The organism is Gemmatimonadota bacterium, from assembly GCA_026706345.1.
GTDB lineage: Bacteria > JAAXHH01 > JAAXHH01 > JAAXHH01 > JAAXHH01 > JAAXHH01.
Genome location: JAPOYX010000169.1, coordinates 26,838 through 48,294 on the forward strand (window position 1 = coordinate 26,838; position 21,457 = coordinate 48,294).

Annotated in this window: 15 protein-coding genes and 1 pseudogene; 4 read left to right on the forward strand and 12 right to left on the reverse strand. The window is 61.0% G+C overall.

What is annotated here, in order from left to right; genetic code table 11:
- Window positions 1-353: 353 nt before the first annotated feature.
- Window positions 354-1,922 (forward strand): Fic family protein, encoded by a 1,569-nt coding sequence (locus OXG98_11260; GenBank protein ID MCY3772582.1) that lies wholly within the window; start codon window positions 354-356, stop codon window positions 1,920-1,922.
- Window positions 1,923-2,030: 108 nt separating this feature from the next.
- Here the strand turns inward: OXG98_11260 and OXG98_11265 are convergent, their stop codons facing one another.
- The 6 genes and pseudogenes from OXG98_11265 to OXG98_11290 all read right to left on the reverse strand — a co-directional run bounded on the left by OXG98_11265 (window position 2,031) and on the right by OXG98_11290 (window position 9,921).
- Complete coding sequence (locus OXG98_11265) at window positions 2,031-2,393, reverse strand: chromosome partitioning protein ParB (protein MCY3772583.1); 363 nt, start codon at window positions 2,391-2,393, stop codon at window positions 2,031-2,033.
- 4 nt (window positions 2,394-2,397) lie between these two features.
- A pseudogene (locus tag OXG98_11270) lies at window positions 2,398-2,819 on the reverse strand (ankyrin repeat domain-containing protein).
- Between the two features lie 91 nt (window positions 2,820-2,910).
- Entirely contained in the window at window positions 2,911-3,702 is a 792-nt protein-coding gene (locus tag OXG98_11275) for a methyltransferase domain-containing protein (GenBank protein ID MCY3772584.1), read from the reverse strand.
- Window positions 3,703-3,717: 15 nt separating this feature from the next.
- A complete protein-coding gene (locus OXG98_11280) occupies window positions 3,718-6,111 on the reverse strand; it encodes an ABC transporter permease (protein MCY3772585.1) in 2,394 nt (797 codons plus the stop codon).
- Window positions 6,108-7,436 (reverse strand): NAD(P)/FAD-dependent oxidoreductase, encoded by a 1,329-nt coding sequence (locus tag OXG98_11285; protein ID MCY3772586.1) that lies wholly within the window; start codon window positions 7,434-7,436, stop codon window positions 6,108-6,110. Before OXG98_11285 ends, OXG98_11280 begins: the two co-directional genes overlap by 4 nt.
- Window positions 7,437-7,545: 109 nt before the next feature.
- A complete protein-coding gene (locus OXG98_11290; protein ID MCY3772587.1) occupies window positions 7,546-9,921 on the reverse strand; it encodes an ABC transporter permease in 2,376 nt (791 codons plus the stop codon).
- 258 nt (window positions 9,922-10,179) lie between these two features.
- Between OXG98_11290 and OXG98_11295 the strand changes: the two genes are divergently transcribed.
- Window positions 10,180-11,202, forward strand: coding sequence for a cobalamin-independent methionine synthase II family protein (locus OXG98_11295; GenBank protein ID MCY3772588.1), 1,023 nt, complete (start codon window positions 10,180-10,182; stop codon window positions 11,200-11,202).
- Window positions 11,203-11,263: 61 nt separating this feature from the next.
- On the opposite strand, the gene OXG98_11300 is transcribed toward OXG98_11295, so the two are convergent.
- Window positions 11,264-13,660, reverse strand: a complete 2,397-nt coding sequence (locus OXG98_11300; protein MCY3772589.1) for an ABC transporter permease — start codon at window positions 13,658-13,660, stop codon at window positions 11,264-11,266.
- Between the two features lie 116 nt (window positions 13,661-13,776).
- The gene (locus OXG98_11305) at window positions 13,777-15,270 is read right to left on the reverse strand and encodes a DASS family sodium-coupled anion symporter (protein ID MCY3772590.1); all 1,494 of its coding nucleotides are present in this window, start codon (window positions 15,268-15,270) and stop codon (window positions 13,777-13,779) included.
- Window positions 15,271-15,601: 331 nt separating this feature from the next.
- On the opposite strand from OXG98_11305, the gene OXG98_11310 reads away from it, so the two are divergent.
- Window positions 15,602-15,997 carry a rhodanese-like domain-containing protein gene (locus OXG98_11310; GenBank protein ID MCY3772591.1) on the forward strand — a complete coding sequence of 132 codons (396 nt, stop codon included), beginning with the start codon at window positions 15,602-15,604 and terminating at the stop codon, window positions 15,995-15,997.
- A gap of 15 nt (window positions 15,998-16,012) precedes the next feature.
- On the opposite strand, the gene OXG98_11315 is transcribed toward OXG98_11310, so the two are convergent.
- The 3 genes from OXG98_11315 to purB form a co-directional block, all read right to left on the reverse strand.
- Window positions 16,013-16,159: a hypothetical protein gene (locus OXG98_11315; GenBank protein ID MCY3772592.1), complete on the reverse strand. Its 147-nt coding sequence runs from the start codon at window positions 16,157-16,159 to the stop codon at window positions 16,013-16,015.
- Window positions 16,159-17,754 carry a sodium:solute symporter family protein gene (locus OXG98_11320; protein ID MCY3772593.1) on the reverse strand — a complete coding sequence of 532 codons (1,596 nt, stop codon included), beginning with the start codon at window positions 17,752-17,754 and terminating at the stop codon, window positions 16,159-16,161. The genes OXG98_11315 and OXG98_11320 overlap by 1 nt, the downstream gene beginning before the upstream one ends.
- 133 nt (window positions 17,755-17,887) lie before the next feature.
- Window positions 17,888-19,324, reverse strand: a complete 1,437-nt coding sequence (gene purB, locus OXG98_11325; protein MCY3772594.1) for an adenylosuccinate lyase — start codon at window positions 19,322-19,324, stop codon at window positions 17,888-17,890.
- Window positions 19,325-19,680: 356 nt separating this feature from the next.
- Between purB and solA the strand changes: the two genes are divergently transcribed.
- The gene (gene solA / locus OXG98_11330) at window positions 19,681-20,823 is read left to right on the forward strand and encodes an N-methyl-L-tryptophan oxidase (GenBank protein MCY3772595.1); all 1,143 of its coding nucleotides are present in this window, start codon (window positions 19,681-19,683) and stop codon (window positions 20,821-20,823) included.
- A 79-nt stretch (window positions 20,824-20,902) separates the two neighbouring features.
- Here the strand turns inward: solA and OXG98_11335 are convergent, their stop codons facing one another.
- Window positions 20,903-21,325, reverse strand: coding sequence for a PaaI family thioesterase (locus tag OXG98_11335; protein ID MCY3772596.1), 423 nt, complete (start codon window positions 21,323-21,325; stop codon window positions 20,903-20,905).
- Window positions 21,326-21,457 lie beyond the last annotated feature (132 nt).

Consider the following 21,457-nt stretch of genomic DNA (forward strand, 5'->3'; position numbering starts at 1 on the left):
AATTTTAACAGTCGAATATCGACCGGATTCCTCTACTCAAAAATACGGTTTACGAGATGTACAACAATTGTTTTTCTGACGATTTTTATTAATCTGGCCCAATATATGGTAACTTGACCGCTATTTCATACGCATACGTAAATATCGAAATTACAATATGATATATCAGTAATCTTCATCCATTCTGCTTTACGAATTCACCATTTTGACCTTGTGTAAACTCATTCGATTTTTGGAGGAGATTAAACATTATTTACGTGTATATTCACAACATTATTGACTTGTGATTCTACATCATTATATACTTGTACATCCACGTCTATCAAACCAACAAGCTTACGCGGAAGTCCAGCATGGCCAAACCCAACGAAAAACTCGCCGCGTCGCTGATACGACTCGAAAACCTCCAGAAAGGAGGAAGACGGGTTTTTCGCTCCATCGAACTTACGCGCGTCCACCGCGAACGCCTGCTTCGAAACGGCTACCTGCAGCAGGTCATGAAGGGCTGGCTGATCTCGTCCAGCCCCAATGCCCATCCGGGTGACACGACTTCGTGGTTTGCTTCATTCTGGGCATTCTGCGTTTCCTACTGCACGGCGCGGTTCGGCGAAGCCTGGCATCTTGCCCCCGAGCTGTCCCTGTTGCTTCATGCTGGAAAAACAGTTATCCCTCGACAGGTTGTCATCTATGCGCCCAAAGGCGCCAACAATACAGTCCAACTACCATTCGGTACGTCGCTCTACAATCTCAAGCAAGAGGACACGCGGGCCGAAGAGGACGTAACGACGCGGGACGGTCTGAGGATCCTTGTACCCGAAGCTGCCCTCATCAAGGTCCCTAAAGCGTTCTTTGTCCGCTACCCGGTTGAAGCCCGAATCGCACTTTCCGGCGTACGCGATGCGGCCGACGTACTGGGCCGCCTTCTCGACGGCGGCCATTCAGCCGTTGCCGGTCGGCTTGCCGGGGCCTTCCGCCGGATCGGCCTGGCAGCAATAGCCGACGAGATTCTCAAAGTTATGAAAAGCGCCGGTTACGATGTGCGCGAGTCCGACCCATTTGAGCCAGCGCAGGCATTCAGTGCGTTAAAAGGGACCAAAGAGCCGATTGCCAGGCGACTGCAATCCTTGTGGGAGACTTTTCGGGAGCCGGTAATTGCGGCGTTCCCGAAGTCTCCTGAACCACCTTCGAACCCAAAAGCCTATCTGGCTTTTGTCGATGGCATCTACTGCGACGACGCTTACCATTCGCTATCGATTGAGGGGTACCGCGTGACACCGAGCCTGATTGAACGGGTGCGCTCGGGCAACTGGGATCCAGATGACAATGAAGCTGACCGGAGAAGCCAGGATGCGCTTGCCGCGCGCGGTTACTGGCAGGCCTTTCAACTGGTTCGAGAGGCGGTCGGTGAAGTGATCGCCGATGCCAATCCAGGCGACTTGGTCCGTAACACTCACCGGGACTGGTATCGCGGGTTGTTCCAGCCTTTCGTTGCCGCTGGGCTGTTCTCGAGTTCGGTTCTTTCCGGCTATCGCAACGAAGCCGTATTTCTACGAGGTTCACGCCATGTACCGCCACGTGACGAGGCGGTCAGCGACGCCATGCCGGCCTTGTTCGGCTTGCTTGAGGAGGAAACTGTGCCCTCAGTACGCGCCGTGCTGGGACACTGGCTGTTTGGCTACATCCATCCCTATCCTGACGGCAACGGGCGTATGGCGCGGTTTGTAATGAACGTCTTGTTGGCCTCGGGCGGTTACCCGTGGACGGTCATTCGCGTCCAGGATCGCACCGCCTATCTTGCCGCGCTCGAAAGCGCGAGTACTGATCAGGATATCAAGCCATTTGCGCGGTTTGTGGCGGAGCAGGTCACGCGGTCCAGAGGAGCAGATGGGGTAGTTCGGCACAAGTCTGGCTCGAAATACTAATTGTCCGATTATTAGTAATTTGGGTCACGTGACGTCCGACCGTGAGGTTCTCCATACATCCCACGTATGGCGTCCAACTGCCTTGATCAACGACTATACTGACTCCGATCACAACTCCTCCACCTCGTCCGGCTCCGGCATCTCCGCAAAGCGCACTGCTTTCACCGTCTTTCGTCCTTCGAGTAGGGCCCGCGCCAGTCGGTGACCGCCGTCCATCAGTCGTCCGTTGTCGTTTATGATCACGGGGTTGCGCGGATCGGTCTCATTAATCCGCCTGCAGTGCGCGGCAATCTCCCGGATCGTCGGCGTCTTGCTCTCACCGAACCAGCAGTCGCGGTCCAACTCCGCAAAACTCTCCACGTCTACATCGTATTCCGGAAGATCCTTCGCCAGTTTCCATAAGCGTTCGGTGTACCAGATGTATCGCTTGCCGTCGCGTTCGGTCGAATGGGTTTGCCTGGGTCTCCGCAATTCGCTATTTCTCCTCTGGCTTCGTATTCTTATTGAGGGACCTCAGCAGCTTCACGACTTCCGCGGCTTCCTTGCCTCCCTTTCTCGCGTGGGCCATGAGCGAAATCCCATGGGGGCCCGGCTTGTCTTTTTCAGATGGATTGTCGGCGAGAACGGCCTGCACGACGCTCAGCTTCCCCAACATGGCCGCGGCATAAAGGTCGATGCGCGCCCCATGCTGAAGCAGATATTCCGCGATGTCCTTACGCCCCATATGGGCCGCCGCCCCCAGCCCCGTTTCCCAGTCGCCGCGCCCCAGTCCCAGCAGGCGTTGACCAGTGCGGGCTCTTTGTCGAGCAATGCCTTGACACTCTCGAAATCGCTATGGGCGTCGTAAACGAAACGATGTACAGTTTCCGGTTCTAATGCTGCCTTCTTGGGAGACATATGCTTGTATCCTTTCTCATTTTGTCGGAATCGTAAGACGGATCGTTCACCCGCACAATGTCTTCATACCTTGTTTCACTTCACTCCTCCTTCACCCCTCCTTCACCGCCGAAAACCTCAACCGGATGTAGTCCGCCGTCCAAGCGCCGTCCGCATCGCACAGGTTGGGCCGCATGGTTTCCCGGACCTCGTCCAGAAACCCCGGGCGATCCGCGGTCGGCACCCGGGACGTGAAGCTTTCGGCAAAGGTTTCCAGCCAGCCTCCGATGTCGCCTGGCAGCGGTGTGGGCCGGGGGATGAGCGCGATGTACTTCACGTCGAACCCTTGCCGCGTAAGCCGTCCCCTGTACTCCTCGTCAGTCGGGAAATACCAGGGATTGACGCCTTCCTCCCAGAGGCCGCGCCGCTTCAGAGCCTCCGTAAGCGCGTGTACAATGGTGTCCACGCACCCGTGTCCGCCGCATTCGGCCACGAATCGGCCGCCGGGTTTCAACGCACGGTGCACACCCGCGATCACCTCGTCGGGATGGCCCATCCAGTGAAGGGCGGCGTTGCTGAACACCGCGTCAAATTCACCTTCGAAATCCAGCGCGTGCCCGTCCGTGACTTGGGCCTCGAGGCCCAGCTTTCGCGCCGCCTCGATCTGCTCCGCGCTGCTGTCGACGCCGACGACGCTGCAGCCCATATCGACGAGTTTCGCCGTCAGCGCCCCGTCGCCACATCCCAGGTCCAGGATGCGTTCGCCCGGCTGCGGCTCCAGCAACTCGACCACCGGCATACCCAGGTCGGCCACAAACCGGGCGTTGCGCGCGTAGCGTTCCGGGTCCCAGGATTGCGCGGATTTCAGCCGGTCCTCCATCCGGTCTCCCATTCGATCCACCATTCGTCTCCCCGTTTCTCACTCACTGCGCAGCACTTCCGCGGGATTGGTAAGCGCGGCCCTGATCACATGGTATCCGATCGTCATCATCGTGATGATCAGGGCTGCCCCGCCGGACGCGAAAAAGATACCCCATCCGAATTCCTCGCGGTAGGCGAAGTTCTCCAGCCAGCGCCCCATGATCAGCCAGGCCGACGGCCAGGCCACGATGTTGGCCACGAGCACCAGGCCGACGAATTCGGCGGACAGCATGGCGAGCAGACGGCGCACGGTAGCGCCCAGCGCCTTGCGGATGCCGATCTCCCGAGTGCGCCGTTCGACCGTGAATGAAACCAGCGCGACGAGACCCAGGCAGGTCAGGAAAACCGCCACAAGGGCAAACACGCCGAAGAAGTAGCCGATACGCATTTCATTCCGGTACAGACGGTCGATGTCTTCGTCGAGAAACGTATAGGCAAAGGGGAAATCGGGGAAGAAATCCGACCATGCCTCTTCGATGTATTCCAGGGTGCTCCTGATATCTTCCGGTTGGATCCGGACCACCAGGTGCAGGCCGGTGCCGTGAAAGAGTACGAGCGGCTCGATGGGCAGGTGAAGCGTCCTGAAGTGGAAGTCCCGGATTACGCCGACCACCGTGTGCGTGTATCCACTGGCGAAACGGATCTGTTGCCCGATGGCCTCTTTGGGTGTTTCCCAGCCCAGGACACGCAGCGCCGCCTCGTTGATCACGATGTTTTCCCATTCCGTGTCGTTTCTGAATGCCCCGCGATGGGACCGGCCTGCGAGCAATTCCATGCCCATCGTCTCTACGAAGTCCACGGAGGCCTGGAAACCCTGGACGTCATGCCTTACGTGGTCCGGGTCCTCGACGCGCTGCATCGTGCCCGACGACGACCGGCCGATGGTGCCGAACAGTCCGGGCAGGGTTATGGCCTGGCTCACGCCGTCCACACCGGGGTACTGCAGCAGGACGTCTTTCCACGGCTGGTAGTTGACCGCCACTTGCTCGACCGTCGGAATTACGATCACCTGGTCCTTCTCGAAGCCCAGCTTCTTGTGCTGAACGAAGTCCAACTGACTGAACAGGAGGCCGGTGCCGATGATCAGCGCGGTGGAAATGGCGAACTGAAAAACGACCAGGATCTTCCTGGACCACGCACCGCCCGGCAGGTAAGGCCGACCTTCCTTGAGCCCAGGAATGGCCCGCACGGAGGAAAACACGAGGGCCGGGTATCCGCCCGAAAGGAGTCCGATGAGGATCGCGACGGCCGGCAGGGCGAGCCACCACAGGGGGTGCAGCGCATGGGCCGAGGCTATCGGCTGGCCCAGCAGGGCGTCGAAATACGGGCCAATGAAATAGATGGCCAGGAGGGCGATTAACAGGGCCAGGATGGTCATCAGGACCGATTCCCCCAGGCACTGCCGGATCAACTGTCCCCGGGACGCCCCGAGTATCTTGCGCATGGCGATCTCGCGGGCACGGTGCACGAACTGTGCCGTGGAGAGGTTTACATAATTCACCGAGGCGATGACCAGGATGAACAGCCCGATGGCGATCAGGATGTACACGTAGGTGACATCGGTGTTGGCGCCGTGCTCGTGCTCGAGATGGGAGTAAAGATGGATGTCGGTGAGGGGTTGCAGCGTCAATTCGTAACGGGCGAGGTTTTCCAGGTAACTCGCGTCGACGTGTCTCTCCACGAAACCGGGCAGTTTCCGCTGGGTCTCCTCCGGCGGATGGCCCTCCGGCAACACGATGTAATTGTAGAAAAGGGTGGTGTACCACACTTCGGGATACCCGCTCCAGCCGAATTTGTCGTAACCGGATGCCAGCGAAATCAGCAGATCGGCTTGGAAATGGGCGTTTTCCGGGAAGTTTTCAATGACGCCGGTGACGGTCAGCAGCATGTAGCCGTTGTCGGCGATGATCGTCTTCCCCATGGGATCTTCATCGCCGAAGTACTTCCGGGCCGTATCCTCGGTGATCACCACGGTGTAAGGCGCTTCGAGGGCGTGATCCGGATCGCCCTGGACGAAGGGCAGGGTAAAGACGTCGAACATCCCGCTGTTGACCCAGTACACGTTCTTTTCATAGTAAACCCGGTCTTCATACTTCATGATCCAGGTGCCTATCGTGGGAAGCATCCGGGCGTAGTGCTGGATTTCGGGGAAGTCGGCCTGGAGCATCGGAGACAGTTCACGGGGAGACCGAGCGCTGTCGTTGAGCGTTACCCGGTAAATGCGGTCGGCCTTTTCGTGGTAGCGGTCGTAGCTAAGTTCGTAGCGCACGTACAGGAAGATCAGGATGGCGCATACCAGGCCGACGGCCAAGCCGAGGACGTTTATGGCCGTGTAACCCCTGTACCGGCTCATGTGCCGCAGGGATATGTTGATCTGGTTCCCTGGCATCATTCGTCCTTTGCAGATCTTGTCTCGTGATTGAGCCCGCCGAATCGCCACTCGCGTTCGACGATAAGGCGCGCGCCGCGCCGGAACGTCACATAGGACCAGGCCCAGTGCAGCAAGACGAGCAATCGGTTCTTGAAACCCACGAGGAAGTAGACGTGGACGACCAGCCAGGTGACCCACGCGAACCAGCCGGAGAACCTGAGCCTGCCGATTTCCGCCACGGCGCGGCTGCGGCCGATGGTCGCCATCTGGCCCCGGTCGACGAACCGGAAGGTCTCGCGCGGTTTACCGGCCAGCTCGCGGCAGATCAGCCTCGCCACGTAACGTCCCTGCTGGATCGCCACGGGCGCCGTACCGGGAAGTGGGCTGCCGGTCTGGTGGGTAAAGCAGGCCTGGTCGCCCGCAACGAACACGGTCGGGTGTCCCGGGATGCTCAGGTCTTCGTTGACGATAACACGTCCCCCGCGGTCCGTCTCGATGCCGTCCTGCTCATGCTGCCCATCCAGTTCAACGCCACGTGTGGGCGCGGCAACCGCAACTTCAACGCCCCGTACGCCCGCCGCCCAGAGCACCGTCGAGGACCGGATGCGTTCCGGGCCCGCTTGCACGCCGTGCTCGTCGATATCCGTCGCCAGGGTGTTCGGCCAGACCTGCACGCCGAGTTTTTCCAGGTCCCGCGCCGCCCGCGCCGCCTGCTGCTCGGAGAACATCGAGAGAATGCGCGGACCCGACTCGATCAGGATGACTCGCGTGAGGCGGGTGTCGATGTTTCGGAAATCCCTGGCGAGCGTGAATCGGCTCATCTCCCCAATGGCGCCCGCCAACTCGACGCCGGTCGGGCCTCCGCCGATGACTACGAAGGTCAATAGCTGCCGGCGTGTCTCGGGATCGTCGGTCCGTTCCGCCGCTTCGAAGGCGCTCAGCAGCCGGCGACGGACCTCGGTGGCCTGCGGAATCGTCTTCAAGCTCGGCGCGTGCTCCTCCCAGTCCCCGTGGCCGAAATAGCTCGGGATCGACCCGCAGCAGAGCAGCAGGTAATCATATTCGAGCTTTCCGAAATCTGCCGATACGGTCCCCGCCTGCAGGTCGACGCCTTCCACCGATCCCTGCAGCACCGAGATGTTTCGGCAGCGTGCAAGCACGCTTCGTATGGGCGTGGCGATATCGGCGGGCGACAGGCCGGCCATGGCCACCTGGTAGAGCAGCGGCTGGAACAGGTGGTAGTTCTGCCGGTCGACCAGCGTTACGCGGACGTCTGCCCGGCCGCCGAGTTTCTTGGCTGCGTTCAGGCCGGCGAAACCGCCTCCCACGATTACGACGTGTTTCATCGGGTTTACCGTCCTGTTACGTATGGCCTGCGCCCGCGAACATTCTGGATGGCCGCGGCGGCCGTATCACCAGGCACCGGTCACGCCTTCTGAACCGTATGGCGTTACTTCACTCATTTCGCAACACCTTTGCCGGATTGGTCAAAGCGGTCCTGACCACGTGGTAACTGATGGTGATCAGCGTAATCAGCAGGGCGGCGGCACCAGAGAGAAAGAAGACCTCCCAGCCGACCTCCGTACGGTAGGCAAAGGACTCGAGCCAGCGTTGCATGATCAGCCAGGCCGCCGGCCACGCAAAGACATTTGCGATGAGCACGAATCCTACGAATTCTCCCGACAGCAACACCAATACCTGTCGTATGGAAGCACCCAGCGCTTTGCGTACGCCGATCTCCCTGGTTCTCCGTTCCACGGTGAAGGAAACCAACGCGAACAGGCCCAGGCAGGCAAGGAAAACTGCCACCAGGGCAAATACGCCGAATACGTAACCGATCCGTACTTCAGACCTGTACAGGCGTTCGATGTTTTCGTCGAGAAACGTATACGCAATTGGGAAACCCGGGAAAAAACTCGACCACTGGCTTTCAATGTAATCCAGCGTATTCTCCGTGTCGTCAGGGTGGAGGCGGACGGCCAGATGAAGGCCGCCGCCCAGGAACAGCACGATCGGCTCTATCTTCAAATGCATCGATCGAAAATGGAAATCCCTGACGACACCGATCACCGTTTTAGTCGAGCCGTTACCGAAACGGACCTCCTGGCCAATGGCCGCCTCCGGCGTGTCCCAGCCCAATACACGCTGCGCCGTTTCGTTGATCACGACGTTCACTTCCTCGGATTTCCTGACCAGCGCGCTGCTATGCGCCCGGCCGGCAAGCACAACCATGCCCAGGGTCTCCACGAAATCCAGCCCGACGTTCAGGCCCTGCACATCATGCCTGGCATTGTCCGGATCATCGACCCGCTGTATCGTACCAGTCGATACCTGTCCGATGTTCCCTTCGAGCCCCGGAAGGGACCTGCTGTGGGTCACCGCTGCCACGCCGGTATGTTGCAGCAAGGCTTCTTTCCAGGGCAGGAAGTCTTCTAATACGTCACCTACGGTTGGTATCACGATCACCTGTTCTTTGTCGAAACCCAGTTGCTTGCTTTGGAGGTATTCCATCTGATCGAACAGGATGCCCGTGCTGATGATCATCGCGATGGATATCGTAAACTGGATGACCACCAGGATCTTCCGCGACAGTCCTCCGGCCGCTTCGAGCTGCCGGCCTCCCTTCACGCCCTGTACCGGCTGCATGGCGGAAAGCAGCAACGCCGGGTAGCTTCCGGACAGCAAACCCACAAGCAGCGCGCCGACTGGAAGGACGAGCCACCAGATACCAGCACTCGTGAATTCCGCCGTTACCGGCTTCCCCGCGAAACCGTCGAAATACGGTGAAATCATAAAAAGAGCCGCCAGGGCGATCATCAGCGCCATGGCGGTTACCAGGACCGACTCTCCCAGGAACTGCCGAATCAACTGGGAGCGATACGCGCCAAACACTTTGCGCAAGCCCACTTCTCTGGTCCGGCCGGCAAACCGGGCGGTTGACAGGTTGATGAAATTGATACAGGCGACGACCAGGATGAAGAGAGCTATGGCCGAAAGGATGTAGATATAGGCGATGTCGCTGTTGGCGCCAGTCTCGTGCTCGAGATTGGAATGGAGATGGATGTCGGGCACCGGTTGCAGGATGAGTTCGAAGCGGCCGCCCCGTTCCCTCAGCCCTTCCCCGATGTGCCTGTTGACGAAGTCGGGAAGCTGCTCCTCGATCGCGGCCCGGGAATGGCCTTCAGTCATCACGATGTAGGTGTAGAAATTGATCCACGACCAGTAACGCAGATCACTCGCCGACGACGAGGACAGCGAAATGAAGAAGTCGGCCTGAAAGTGGGTGTTTTCCGGCGTGTTTTCCATGACACCGGTAACGGTCAGCATCATAAAACCGTTATCTGCGTTGATCGTCTTGCCCATCGGATCTGCTTCACCGAAGTATTTTCGAGCCGTATCTTCGCTGATCACAACAGAGTAGGGCGCCTCCAGGGCCGTTCGGGAATCGCCGCGGATCAGAGGAAAGGTAAAGATGCCGAACAGGGCGTTGTCCGCCCAGTAGACCCGGTTTTCATAGTAGATCTTCTCTTCGTGTTTCATAATCCACGTACCGGTCGTCGGGAGCAGCCGGACAAAACTCAGGATCTCGGGGAAATCCTCCTGAAGCGCCGGACCCACGGGCGGAGGCGTCCGGGCATCGTTGTTGACCGCTACTCTGTAAATGCGATCCGCCTTCTCATGATAGCGGTCGTAACTGAGTTCGAAGCGGACATAGAGAAATATCAGCATGGCGCAGACCATCCCCACGGTCAGCCCGAGGACGTTGATCGCCGTGTATCCTTTCTGCCTTGTCCAATGGCGAATCGCTATGGTTACGTAGTTCTTGAGCATATCGGGAAACTGGAGATCATACCTTCTAGATCAGGAGGCATCCTGCTGACTTAGTGCACGCAATCAACACTTTACAACACAGCAGCGGCAATACACAGTTGACTTGCGCTTGCGTTCGGAATTTACGCTAGTGAGTCTGTATTTATACCAACGCCCAGATGCATAATGTATATTTCTCTTCATCGTCATGTTATTTGAAAAGACCTGCGACCGGATCGATCCCGTAGCAGGTCCGTGCTTATCCAGGGAGTTTCTGTAATGGCAAAACCCGAGATCAAGACCACCGTCGTCGGCAGCTATCCCATCCCCGACTGGCTGGCAGCCTATCCCAGCACGCCCAACCTGATCGACGCGGCCAAGGTGATCCTGAAGACCCAGGAACTGGCCGGAATCGACGTGCTCACCGACGGGGAGCTGTCCCGTTTCGACGTCGGCCACCCGGAGACCAACGGGATGATCGAGTATTTCATCCGGCCCATGTCCGGGATCACGACGGAGGTATCGCGGGAGATCCTCGCCGAATTCAGAGCGCGTGAGGGAATGGCTTTCCGTAGTACCCCGGGCGGCATCGTGCGCGGTAAGATAGGAGAAGGCGCGCTCAACCTCCCGGCCGCGTGGCAGTCCATCCGGCCGCTCACGGACCGCACCCTCAAGTTCACGGTCACCTCGCCCTACATGCTGGCCAAGACGCTCCTGGATGAGCACTACGGCGATCTGCGCGCCATGACCATGGACATCGCCGAGGTGTTGCGCAGGCAGGTCGCCGAGATCGACGCGCCGATCCTGCAGGTGGACGAAGCCAACCTCACCGGCCATCCCGAGGACGCGGACTGGGCCCACGAACCCGTCAATCACGTGCTCAGCGCCGTGCAGGACGAGAAGGGGCTGCACCTCTGCTTCGGCAACTACGGCGGGCAGAGCATCCAGTCCGGCCTGTGGAACGACCTGATGGGATTCCTGAACAACCTGGACGTCGACCATCTCGTCCTGGAGTTCGCCCGGCGAGGTTATGACGAACTGCCGATGTTCAGGGAGCTGCGCGAAGAGATCGCGCTGGGTGTGGGCGTGGTGGACATCAAGGACAACGGCGTGGAGTCGCCGGACGAGGTCGCCCGCCGCATCGAACACGCCGTCGACGTGCTCGGACCGGAACGCGTGCGCTGGGTGCACCCCGATTGCGGATTCTGGATGCTCCCCCGCAGCGTGGCGGACCGCAAGATGGCCAGCCTGGTAGCGGGGCGGGACCTCGTGCTGGGCCGGGACCTGGCGCTGGGACAGTAACAGCCCGTCCCCGCGCCCGGATTCAGCACGCAAAATCCGGCGGCTTCTTCCAACCTCTTTCTCACTCGCCGCGCAACACTTCGGCCGGATTGGCCAGCGCGGTCCTGGCTACATGGTAACCGATGGTCAGCACCGTGATCAGCAGGGCCACGCCCCCGGCGCCGAAAAAGATCCCCCACCCCAGGTCGATCCGGTAGGCGAAAGATTCGAGCCAGCGGCTCATGAACAGCCAGGCGGCCGGCCAGGCGATGGCATTGGCGAGGAGCACGAGGCCGACGAATTCGGCGGACAGCATGGCGAGCATGCGACGCACGGAAGCGCCCAGCGCCTTGCGGATGCCGATCTCCCGGACCCGGCGCTCGACCGTGTATGAGACCAGCGCGAAGAGGCCCATACAGGCGAGCAGCACCCCTGCCACCGCGAAAACCGCGAAGACGTACCCGATGCGCTGTTCGGCCCGGTACAGCCGATCGATATCCTCGTCGATGAAGGAGAAGGCGAAAGGGAAGTCCGGGAAATACCGCGCCCAGGCCTGTTCAATGTACTCCAGCGTAGTTTTCGTGTCCTCGGGTTGGATCCTGACCGCGATGAGTTGTCCGCGGCCGTAAAGGATCACGAGGGGTTCGATGGGCAGGTGCAATGAACGAAGGTGAAAGTCCCGAACTACGCCAATGACGGTCTGCGTCATGCCGATGCCGAACTGGACCTGTCGGCCCAGGCCCTCTTCGGGCGTATCCCAGCCCAGAAGGCGCATAGCGGTCTCGTTGAGCAGGATCTTGTCGGATTCGGCCTGGCTGTCCAACGGACCGATGAACGACCTTCCCGCCAGCAATTCGAATCCCAGTGTCTCCGCGTAGCCCGCGGCGACGATAATGCCCTGAAGGTCGTGCTTGACCTGTTCCGGATCTTCAACGCGCCAGGCCGTTTCGGAGGTCACCCACCCGATGTTCCCTTCCAATCCGGGCAGGTAGATACCCTGGCTCACGTCGGCTACCCCGCTGTATCCGAGTAGGTCGTCCTTCCAGGGCTGGTACTTGTAGGCCACCTCGGCGATCGAGGGTATGGCGATCACCTGCTCCTTGTCGAATCCCAGGTGCTTGTTCTGGATGTAGCTGATCTGGCCGAACAGGACCCCCGTGCCGATGAGCAGCGAGATGGATATGGCGAACTGGACGACGACGAGCACCTTCCTCGTAAGCGCCCGGTCCGTTTCGTTCGGCCGGCCTGGCCGGCCCTTCTTGAGACCGGGAATCGTCCCGGTGGACGAGAGCCTGAGCGCAGGATAGCCGCCGGATGCGAAGCCGACGAAAACCGCAATGGCCGGCAACACCACCCACCACAGGACATGCCCCATGAACCCGGCCGATGCCGGCATTCCCGTCAGCGCATCGAACAAGGGAGATACCAGCCAGACCGCCAGCAGCGCGATCAGCAGGGCCGCGACCGTCAGCAGCACCGACTCTCCCAGGTACTGCCGGACCAGGTGCAGACGAGACGCGCCAAGGACCTTGCGCATGCCGATCTCCCGCACCCGGTGGGCAAATTGCGCGGTGGACAGGTTTACATAGTTGATACACACGATGACCAGGATAAACAGCCCCATGGCCAACAGGATGTAGACATAGCTGATATCGGTATTGACGCCGGGCTCGTTCTCGAGGTGGGAATACAGGTGAATGTCGGTGACCGGTTGTAGTGAAAACTCGTATCGGCCGCCGCGCACCTTGAGTTGCTCTCCCACGTGCCGGTCCACGAGTTCGGGAAACTTCGCCGCCAGGTCCGCCGGCGAAACGCCTTCTGCCAGCATGATGTACGTGTAGAAGAAGAACGAGTCCCAGTTCTCCCGCGACCAGCGACCGTACTCCTCGTACCCCGATGCCAGCGAAATGAAGAAATCGGCCTGGAAATGGGTATTCGCCGGCATGTTTTCCATGATCCCGGTGACCGTCAGCAACATGAAGCCGTTATCGGCATCGATCGTCTTGCCCATCGGATCTTCGTCGCCAAAATACCTGCGGGCCGTATCTTCGCTGATGACCACGGTATACGGCGCTTCAAGCGCGCGGTCCGGATCTCCCTGGACCAGGGGCAGCCTGAAGAAATCGAACAGCGAGCTTTCAGCCCAGTAAACCCCTCTTTCGTAGTAAACGCGGTCTTCGTACTTCATGACCCAGGTGCCGGTCGTGGGGTGCATGCGCAGATGGCGCCGGACTTCGGGGAAGTCGGCCTGCAGCGCCGGGCCCACGCTGCGGGGCGTCTTGGCGTTGTCGTTAAACACAACCCGGTATATCCGATCGGCCTGCTCGTGGTAGCGGTCATAGCTCAGTTCGTGCCCGACATACAGGAAGATCAGGATGGCGCAGGCCAACCCGACCGCCAGGCTCAGGACATTGACCAACGTATAGCCCTTGTGTCGGCTCAGGTGACGCAACGCTATGGTCAGGTCGCTGTTGAGCATAAGTCACTTCCCGGTTGGGACGCGTCCGGTGACTATCCAGGTGATCTTTCACTCCGGCGGAAACGCGGCTGGTCCAACTCCGCACGCGGTAGCGCGGGTTCCCCTCGATCTCCAACTCAAACGCCCAGCATCCGCATCATCACCGTATATACCAGCACGGTAATCAGTACGACGCCCAGCAGGTTCAGCCAGAACCCGGCGCGGATCATCTGCTGGATGGTGACGTGGCCGGACCCGAAGACGATAGCGTTGGGCGGCGTGGCGACCGGCAGCATGAAGGCGCAGCTGGCGGCGATGGCGGCCGGTACGATCAGCATGAAGGGGTGCAGGTCGAATACCGGCGCCAGGGCGGCCAGGATCGGGATGAACGTGGCGGTGGTGGCGGTGTTGCTGGTCAGTTCCGTGAGGAAGATCACGAGCGCGATGACGGCCATGACGAGGAGCAGCGTAGGGATGCCGGACAGGATCGCCAATTGGTGTCCGATGTACTCCCCCACGCCGTTGACCCGGATGGCCGCGGCCAGGCTGAGCCCGCCTCCGAAGAGCAGCAGGATCCCCCAGGGGATCTTCAGGGCAGTTTCCCAGTTCATCACGAAAATCCGCCGTTTCACGTCCACCGGCACGACGAAGAGGACCAGCGCCGCGACCATGGCGATGACCGGATCGGACAGGCCCGCCAGCGGGTTCATGTCTCCGATCTGGACGTTCACCAGCAACGGCCTCGTAATCCACGACACGGCCGCGAGCAGAAACACCGCCAGGACGACCCTTTCCCCCCGCGACATGACCCCCAGTTCCCGGTAGGCCCTTTCCGTCACTTCTCTGCTTCCCTCGATGCGCTCGCCCCGAAGGGGATACAGGACCCGGGTCAGCATCAGCCAGACCAGCGGCAGGAAGACGGCCACCAGGGGGAGCCCCACGCCCATCCACCGCACGAAGCTGATTTCCTGGCCGAGGCTGGACTGGATAAAGGAAGCGAGGAAGACGTTGGGCGGGGTGCCTATGATCGTGCCGATGCCGCCTATGGACGCCGCGTAGGCGATGCCAAGGAGCAGGCACAGAGCGAAATGCGGCCGCGCCTTCGTTCCGTTGCCGCCGTTCCCGTCACCGCCTTCTCCGCTACCCATCCCCAAGCTTCCGGGTTCCACCTGCTCCACCAGGGCGATGATGCTGAGCGCGATGGGTAGCATCATGACCGCCGTGGCCGTGTTGGATACCCACATGCTGAAGAAGGCCGTCACCCCCATGAAGCACGCCACGATACCCGCCGGGTGGTCGCCCGCCGCACGTAGCGCCTTGAGCGCCAGGCGCCGGTGAAGTCCCCATCGCTGCATGGTCAGGGCGATGAGGAAGCCGCCCATGAAGAGGAAGATCAATTCGTGGGCGTAGGGCGCGGCCGCCGCGCGCACCGACGCCGCTCCGGTCATGGGGAGGGCAACCAGCGGCAGGAGCGCTGTGGCGTAAAGCTCAACGGCCTCCGTCATCCACCAGACCGCCATCCACACCGCCAGGGCCGTCGTGGCCCGACCCGCGTTAGAGAACACGACCGTCTCGCCCGCGCCGTTCGGATACGCGTGGGGCAACAGGCCGTAGAGCAGAACCGCGAGCAACGGACCCGCGATAAGGCCGATCCATTGAATGGTGGTTTTGAGGCTTTTGGAATTCGCAGAGATTTGAGACCGTCCCTATTTCAGGTGGACTTGGCTCACTACCGAATCGATGGAGACGGCACACCGAAGAAACTGGCATGCTTACACGGCAAGCATGGGTTAACTAAAGGAACAGTAGCGGTGATTAGTCAAGACAATAAGACGCTATGGATTGACCCGTCCGACCGACCAGGACTACAGGCGAAAATGCTTGCAAACAAGGCGCATTGGGACTATTTTAACTTCCCTATTTCGGATACGCCGGGAATCGGCCAAACCCACAGGAGGACCCATGAAAGACCAGATCGCACACTACGAGAACAAGCTGAAATACGAGATCGATTCTTATGACCTGTGGGAGTCCATTACCCTGGGCAAGGACATCGTCGTAGTGGACGCGCGGTCCGAGGAAGCCTACGCAGAACGCCATATCCCTGGCGCCGTGAACATCCCGCACCGGACCATGGACCCCGATACCACGGCCTCCCTGGATAAAGACGTGCTGTACGTGACCTATTGCGACGGCATCGGGTGCAACGCGTCGACCAAGGGCGCGCTCAACATGGCCAGGCTGGGTTTCAACGTCAAGGAACTCATGGGCGGCCTCGACTGGTGGATCCGGGACGGATACGAAACAGAAGGCCTGCAGGCCACCGAGGGCAGGGCACTGGTCTGCGGTTGCGGATAGCATTCGTTCCTGCGTCTATGCCTCCCCATCCCGCCTCCCCATCCTCCGGAACAGCGCCCTGATATCGCCCAGGGCGCCAACGCTGACATACACGGCCACGACCGCAAATAGCAGCAGGCAAAGCACAAAAACCACCGCCCAGAGCGTGCTCCAGAACTCCATCACGCTTCCTCCTTTCGGTCCGTGCGGGCCGGGTGCTCAAGACGGGCCAAGCTGTCCGAGCCGTCCGAGCCGTCCGGACGGTCCGGACGGTCCGGAAACACCAGCGATCCGGCGAACATGAGGACCAGGGCCAGCGCGGTGATGGCCAGCCCGATCTCGTCGCTTTGGTACATGCCCAGTCCCAGCGCCTGATTCACGGGTCCGAGGCCCGCCACGGCGCCGATGCCCGCGATGAGCGCCAGGTAGGCTCCCACGGTGCTCGCCCGCTTCCAGTACAACCCCGCCAGCAGCAGCGTGAAGGCGCCGGTGAAGTAGATGGCGCCGCTCACGGCCATGTAGTCCCACAGGTCCTGCCCCAGGTCGTACCAGAGTCCCCATACGAGCAGGAACAAACCGATCACCAGGATGAAGATGCGCGACAGCGCCAGACGCCACCGGGTGGTCAGGCGCTCGTTCGTGGCCGGCGCCACGACGTCGTGGGTCAGCACCGACGCCCAGCAGAGCAGGTAGCTGTCGTGGGTCGACATGAAGGCGGCGAGGAGCCCCGCGCCGACGAGGCCGATGATGCCGGTGGGCAGGATCTGGGACAGGAAGAGGGGCATGGCCTGCAGCGTCATCGTGGGGTCGGCGGTGGGCGACCCGGTTTCATCGAAGAAGAACCCGCGGAACTCGGGGTTGTTGAAAAAAAACGTGAGCGCGCAGATGCCGAGGAACTGGGGGATCATGAACCGGATCAGGAAGCCGATGGAGGACCACCGGTACAGCCGGCGCACCACTTCCACGCTTTCGGCGGCGCAGGCGCGCATGACCGAGGTCTGCCATACGGCGCAGGATACCAGCCCCGCCGTGAAGATCATCCACATGATGTAGGAGGGTCCGAAGCCGCTGCCTTCGAGCAGGGGATTGAAGCCGGGCTCGCCGTGGACGGCCGCCACGGTTTCGACGATGGTCGGCCAGCCGAGGGCGTACACCGCCATGCCGCAGGTGAGGATCATGCCGAAGGAGAGGATCACGAACTGGATGTAGTCGGTGATCACCACCGAGACCATGCCGCCCATGATGGTGTAGGCGATGACCAGCGCCAGCATGACGGTCATAACCACGGCGACGGCGTTGGGATCGGTCAGGCCCGTCAGGCCGGTCACGAACAGGGCGCCCGCCTTGAGGAACAGGCCCATGTTCAGGATGCCCGCGAAGGCGAGGAGCAGGCCGCCGAATACGCGCACACCCCGGCTGAACCGTTTCTCGTAGAATTCCGGGATCGTCATTACACCCAGCCGGCGCAGGGGCACCACGATGAAGCCGGTCATGCCCACGATAAAGGTAACGACGCCGGCGATGACCGCGATGTGGAAGGCGGCGAAACCCCCGGTGAATCCCTTCTGGGCCGAGTACATGACCGTCACCAGCCCCAGCTCGCTCCCGATCATGGTCGCCACGGCCAGGCGGGACTTGAGCGACCGGCTCGCCACGATGTAGTCCCCCATGTCCCGGATGTACCGGTTCATGTAAAGGCCCACGCCCACCGTGGCCGCCATGTAAACCGCGACGATCAGCCAGTCCAGGGTACCGAAATTCGTAGGGAGAGACGGCATGGATTGGTGGAGCCGAGATGAGTTCTGGATTACCAGGAGGAACCGTCTTCGCAGGCGCGCATTTCGTAGGCCCGCATTTCACGGGCCTGCATCGGGATCAGGCGCGCATCGCGTTTTCAGACGCGTATCGGGATCAGGCGTCTTCTCCGTCGGCGCCCGGAGCATCCTGTTTGCCTGCCGCGCGTTCCGGTACGATGTCCTCGCCCTCCCGGGCGATGTGCCGGGCCAGTTCCGGCGCAAGACCGACGTAATCCGCGGGGGTCAGGGCGAGCAGGCGCAGCTTGTCGTCGTCCGGCAGGTCCAGGTCGCGGATCAGGTCCTCCATGATCTCCTGGGTAATGGCCTGTCCCCGGGTCAGCGCCTTCATCCGCTCGTAGGGGTTCTCATGGCCGGCCTTGCGCATGACCATCTGCACCGCTTCCGCCAGCACCTCCCAGGCCCCGTCGAGGTCGGCGCTCACCGCGTCCCGGTCCACTTCCGCGCGTTCCATGCCCTGGATGGCCGAATGGATCGCCAACAGTGAGTGGCCGATGGCCACGCCGACGTTCCGCAGGGCGGAGGAGTCGCTCAGGTCGCGTTGCTGACGCGATACCTGCAGCTTTCCGGCCAGGTGTTCCAGCAGCGCGTTGCTGACGCCCACGTTGGCCTCGGAATTCTCGAAATCGATAGGGTTCACCTTGTGGGGCATGACCGAGGAACCCGCCTCGGTGTCCACCACCTTCTGACGGAAGTAGCCCAGGGAAATGTACGACCACATGTCCCGGTCGAAATCGAGCAGCACGGTATTGAAGCGCATCAGCCGGTGGAAGAGCTCCGCCAGGTAGTCGTGGGGTTCGATCTGTATGGTGATCGGATTGAAGGTCAACCCCAGGCGGTCCTCGACGAAGTGACGGGCAACGGCCTCCCAGGGCACATCGGGATACACGACGAGGTGGGCGTTGTAGTTCCCCACCGCCCCGTTGAACTTGCCGAGGTATTCGCTACGAGCGACCTGGTCGAGCTGGCGACGCCAGCGGGCGACGAACACGGCCAGTTCCTTGCCGACGGTGGTGGGCGTGGCGGATTGCCCGTGGGTGTGGCTGAGCATCGGAATGTCCGCCGTCTCGCCGGCGAGGGTGGCCGCCGCGGCGATCAGGTCCTGGCTTCCGGGCAGCCACTCCTGCTGGATCCCGTCCCTGAGCATGAGGGCGTAGGCGAGATTGTTGATATCTTCGGAAGTACAGCAGAAATGGACCGATTCGGTGACGTCCTCCAAGGAGGTCCCGGCAATGGCTTCCCGTACGTAGTACTCCACCGCCTTGACGTCATGGCGGGTTTCCTGTTCGATTTCCTTGATCCGCCCAGCCTGCGCGTCGGTGAAATCAAGGACCAGCGACCGCAGGAAACCGGTCTCTTCCTCGGAAAAGACACGCACGTGGCCGATCTCGGGCCGCTCCGCCATGGTGATCAGCCATTCGATCTCCACGTGCAGCCGGTACTTGATCAGCGCCCATTCGGAGAAATAGGAGGAGAGGCCCTTCAGCCGGTCGCCGTAGCGGCCGTCCAGGGGAGATAGTGATCGCAGAGACATGAGTCGCCCCGAATCCGGAACCTGCCTGTTTTCGCTTTGCCGCGGTTTCAGTATACCTTCCGACCAAGGGAGTCGGCAAGGTTCTTTATTTCAGCGTCCGGCAAAACGCCGGTTTCGTGGGAGCTGATCTGCTTGATTCAGTACGCACCGCCCTCTATATTCAGCCCACCTTTGTGACTCCGTTTGTGACTCCGCGCGTGTAACCTTTCTGACTCCGCGCGTATTCTCTGGGCTCCGCGCAGGTACCTCCATTCATCCGGCCGCGCGCGTCGCGTTTCGCGTTTGAGGTTCGCGCGGATGTTCAAAGGGTACGATTTCAGTCGGACACGGCTTATGTTCCCTGGAGCAACTGATCCGTGAACCGTCCATCCTCCTCATACGACGTCATCGTAGTCGGCGTGGGCGGCATGGGCAGCGCCGCGGCCTGGCACCTTGCCCGGCGCGGCTGCCGCGTGCTGGGCCTCGAGCAGTTCAACATCCCCCACGATCGGGGGTCTTCCCACGGACAGACGCGGATCATCCGCCTGGCCTATTCCGAGCACCCGTCCTACGTGCCGCTGCTCCGGCGCGCCTACGCGTTGTGGCGTGAAATCGAGGAAAGGGCGGGCGAGCGGCTGCTGCACATCACGGGAGCGCTGGACGCCGGCCCCGCGGACGACTGGGTCTTCCGGGGTTCGAAGGCATCCTGCGAGGAGCACGGCCTGCCCCACGAGATCCTCACGGGAGAGGAGGTGAACCGCCGTTTCCCCGGCTACCGTTTGCCGGAGGACATCATGGCGGTTTTTCAAACGGACGGCGGCTATCTCCTGCCGGAGCGCTGCATCGTCGCCCACGTGGAGGCGGCACAGGAAGCGGGCGCCGAGATACGGGCGTGCGAACCGGTATTGGACTGGAAGTCGAACGGCCGAAGCGTCACGGTAGAGACTTCGAAATCGACCTACACGGCGGACCGTTTGGTGATCACGACGGGCGGCTGGATCGGCAAGGTGGTGACACTGCTGGATCGGGTGGTGCAACCGGAACGCCAAGTCCTCGGCTGGTTTCAGCCCCGGCGACTCGATCTCTTCCTGCCAGACCGGTTCCCGGTATTCAACCTGCAGGTTGCCGAGGGCCGGTACTACGGGCTTCCGGTGCATGGCGTGCCGGGATTCAAGATCGGGCGGTACCATCACCTGGAAGAAACGGCGGACATGGACGGGATCGACCGATCCACCCATCCCCGGGACGAGGCCGTGCTCCGGAAATTCGCCGAACGCTACTTTCCCGATGGCTCGGGGCCCACCATGAGTCTCCAGGTCTGCGTCTTCACCAATACCGCCGACGGCCATTTCATCCTGGACGCGCACCCGGAGTATCCGAACGTCTACGTCGCGTCCCCCTGCTCCGGCCACGGTTTCAAGTTCTGCAGCGTTATCGGAGAGGTCATGGCCGACCTGGCCACCACGGGCAAAACCTCGCACGACATCGCCCTGCACAGACTGGCGCGGCTCAATTCCTAAATCCACATGGCGAAGGAATCCGGGGAAGCCAGCCGAAGCGCCTACCCCCTCAGGTCAGCCTGCTCGCGCAGGTCAGCGCCTATCCACGCGGTTCGTAGTTCAGCCTGAGATAGGTGACCGTGGCGTGGGCGACTCGAACGCCGGCGTCGTTGGTGATCACGACCTCGCCGTAAATGACCTTGCGGCCGTTCTTGATGACGCGGGCCTCGGCGTTCAGGGCTTCTTCGCTGGCGGCATGGAGGTACGTGACCGTCAGGTTGGTGGTCACCGTGTCCCGCGTAATACCGTTCAGCGTGGCATGGGCCATGTACGCCATGGTATCGACCAGGGAGGCCGTCACCCCGCCGTGCACAAGGTTGTAGGACTGGGCGAACCGGGGCTGATAAGGCAGCCGGCCATGACATACGCCTTCATCCACCTCGACGATCCGCAATCCGAGATCATGGACGAAGGGCACGCCGTCTACGAATTCCTGGAGCTCTTCGACGGTTACCTGGGGCATGGGAATTGCGTGGTCTGTTCGCCTTCCTGCGGGATCGGGACGGTCGGTTAACGCTAAGGCGGATGATAACCAGAAAACCGCCGCCTGTCCATTACTATATGGCCCGGCCGCGGACCCGGGCGAAGCGGGCCG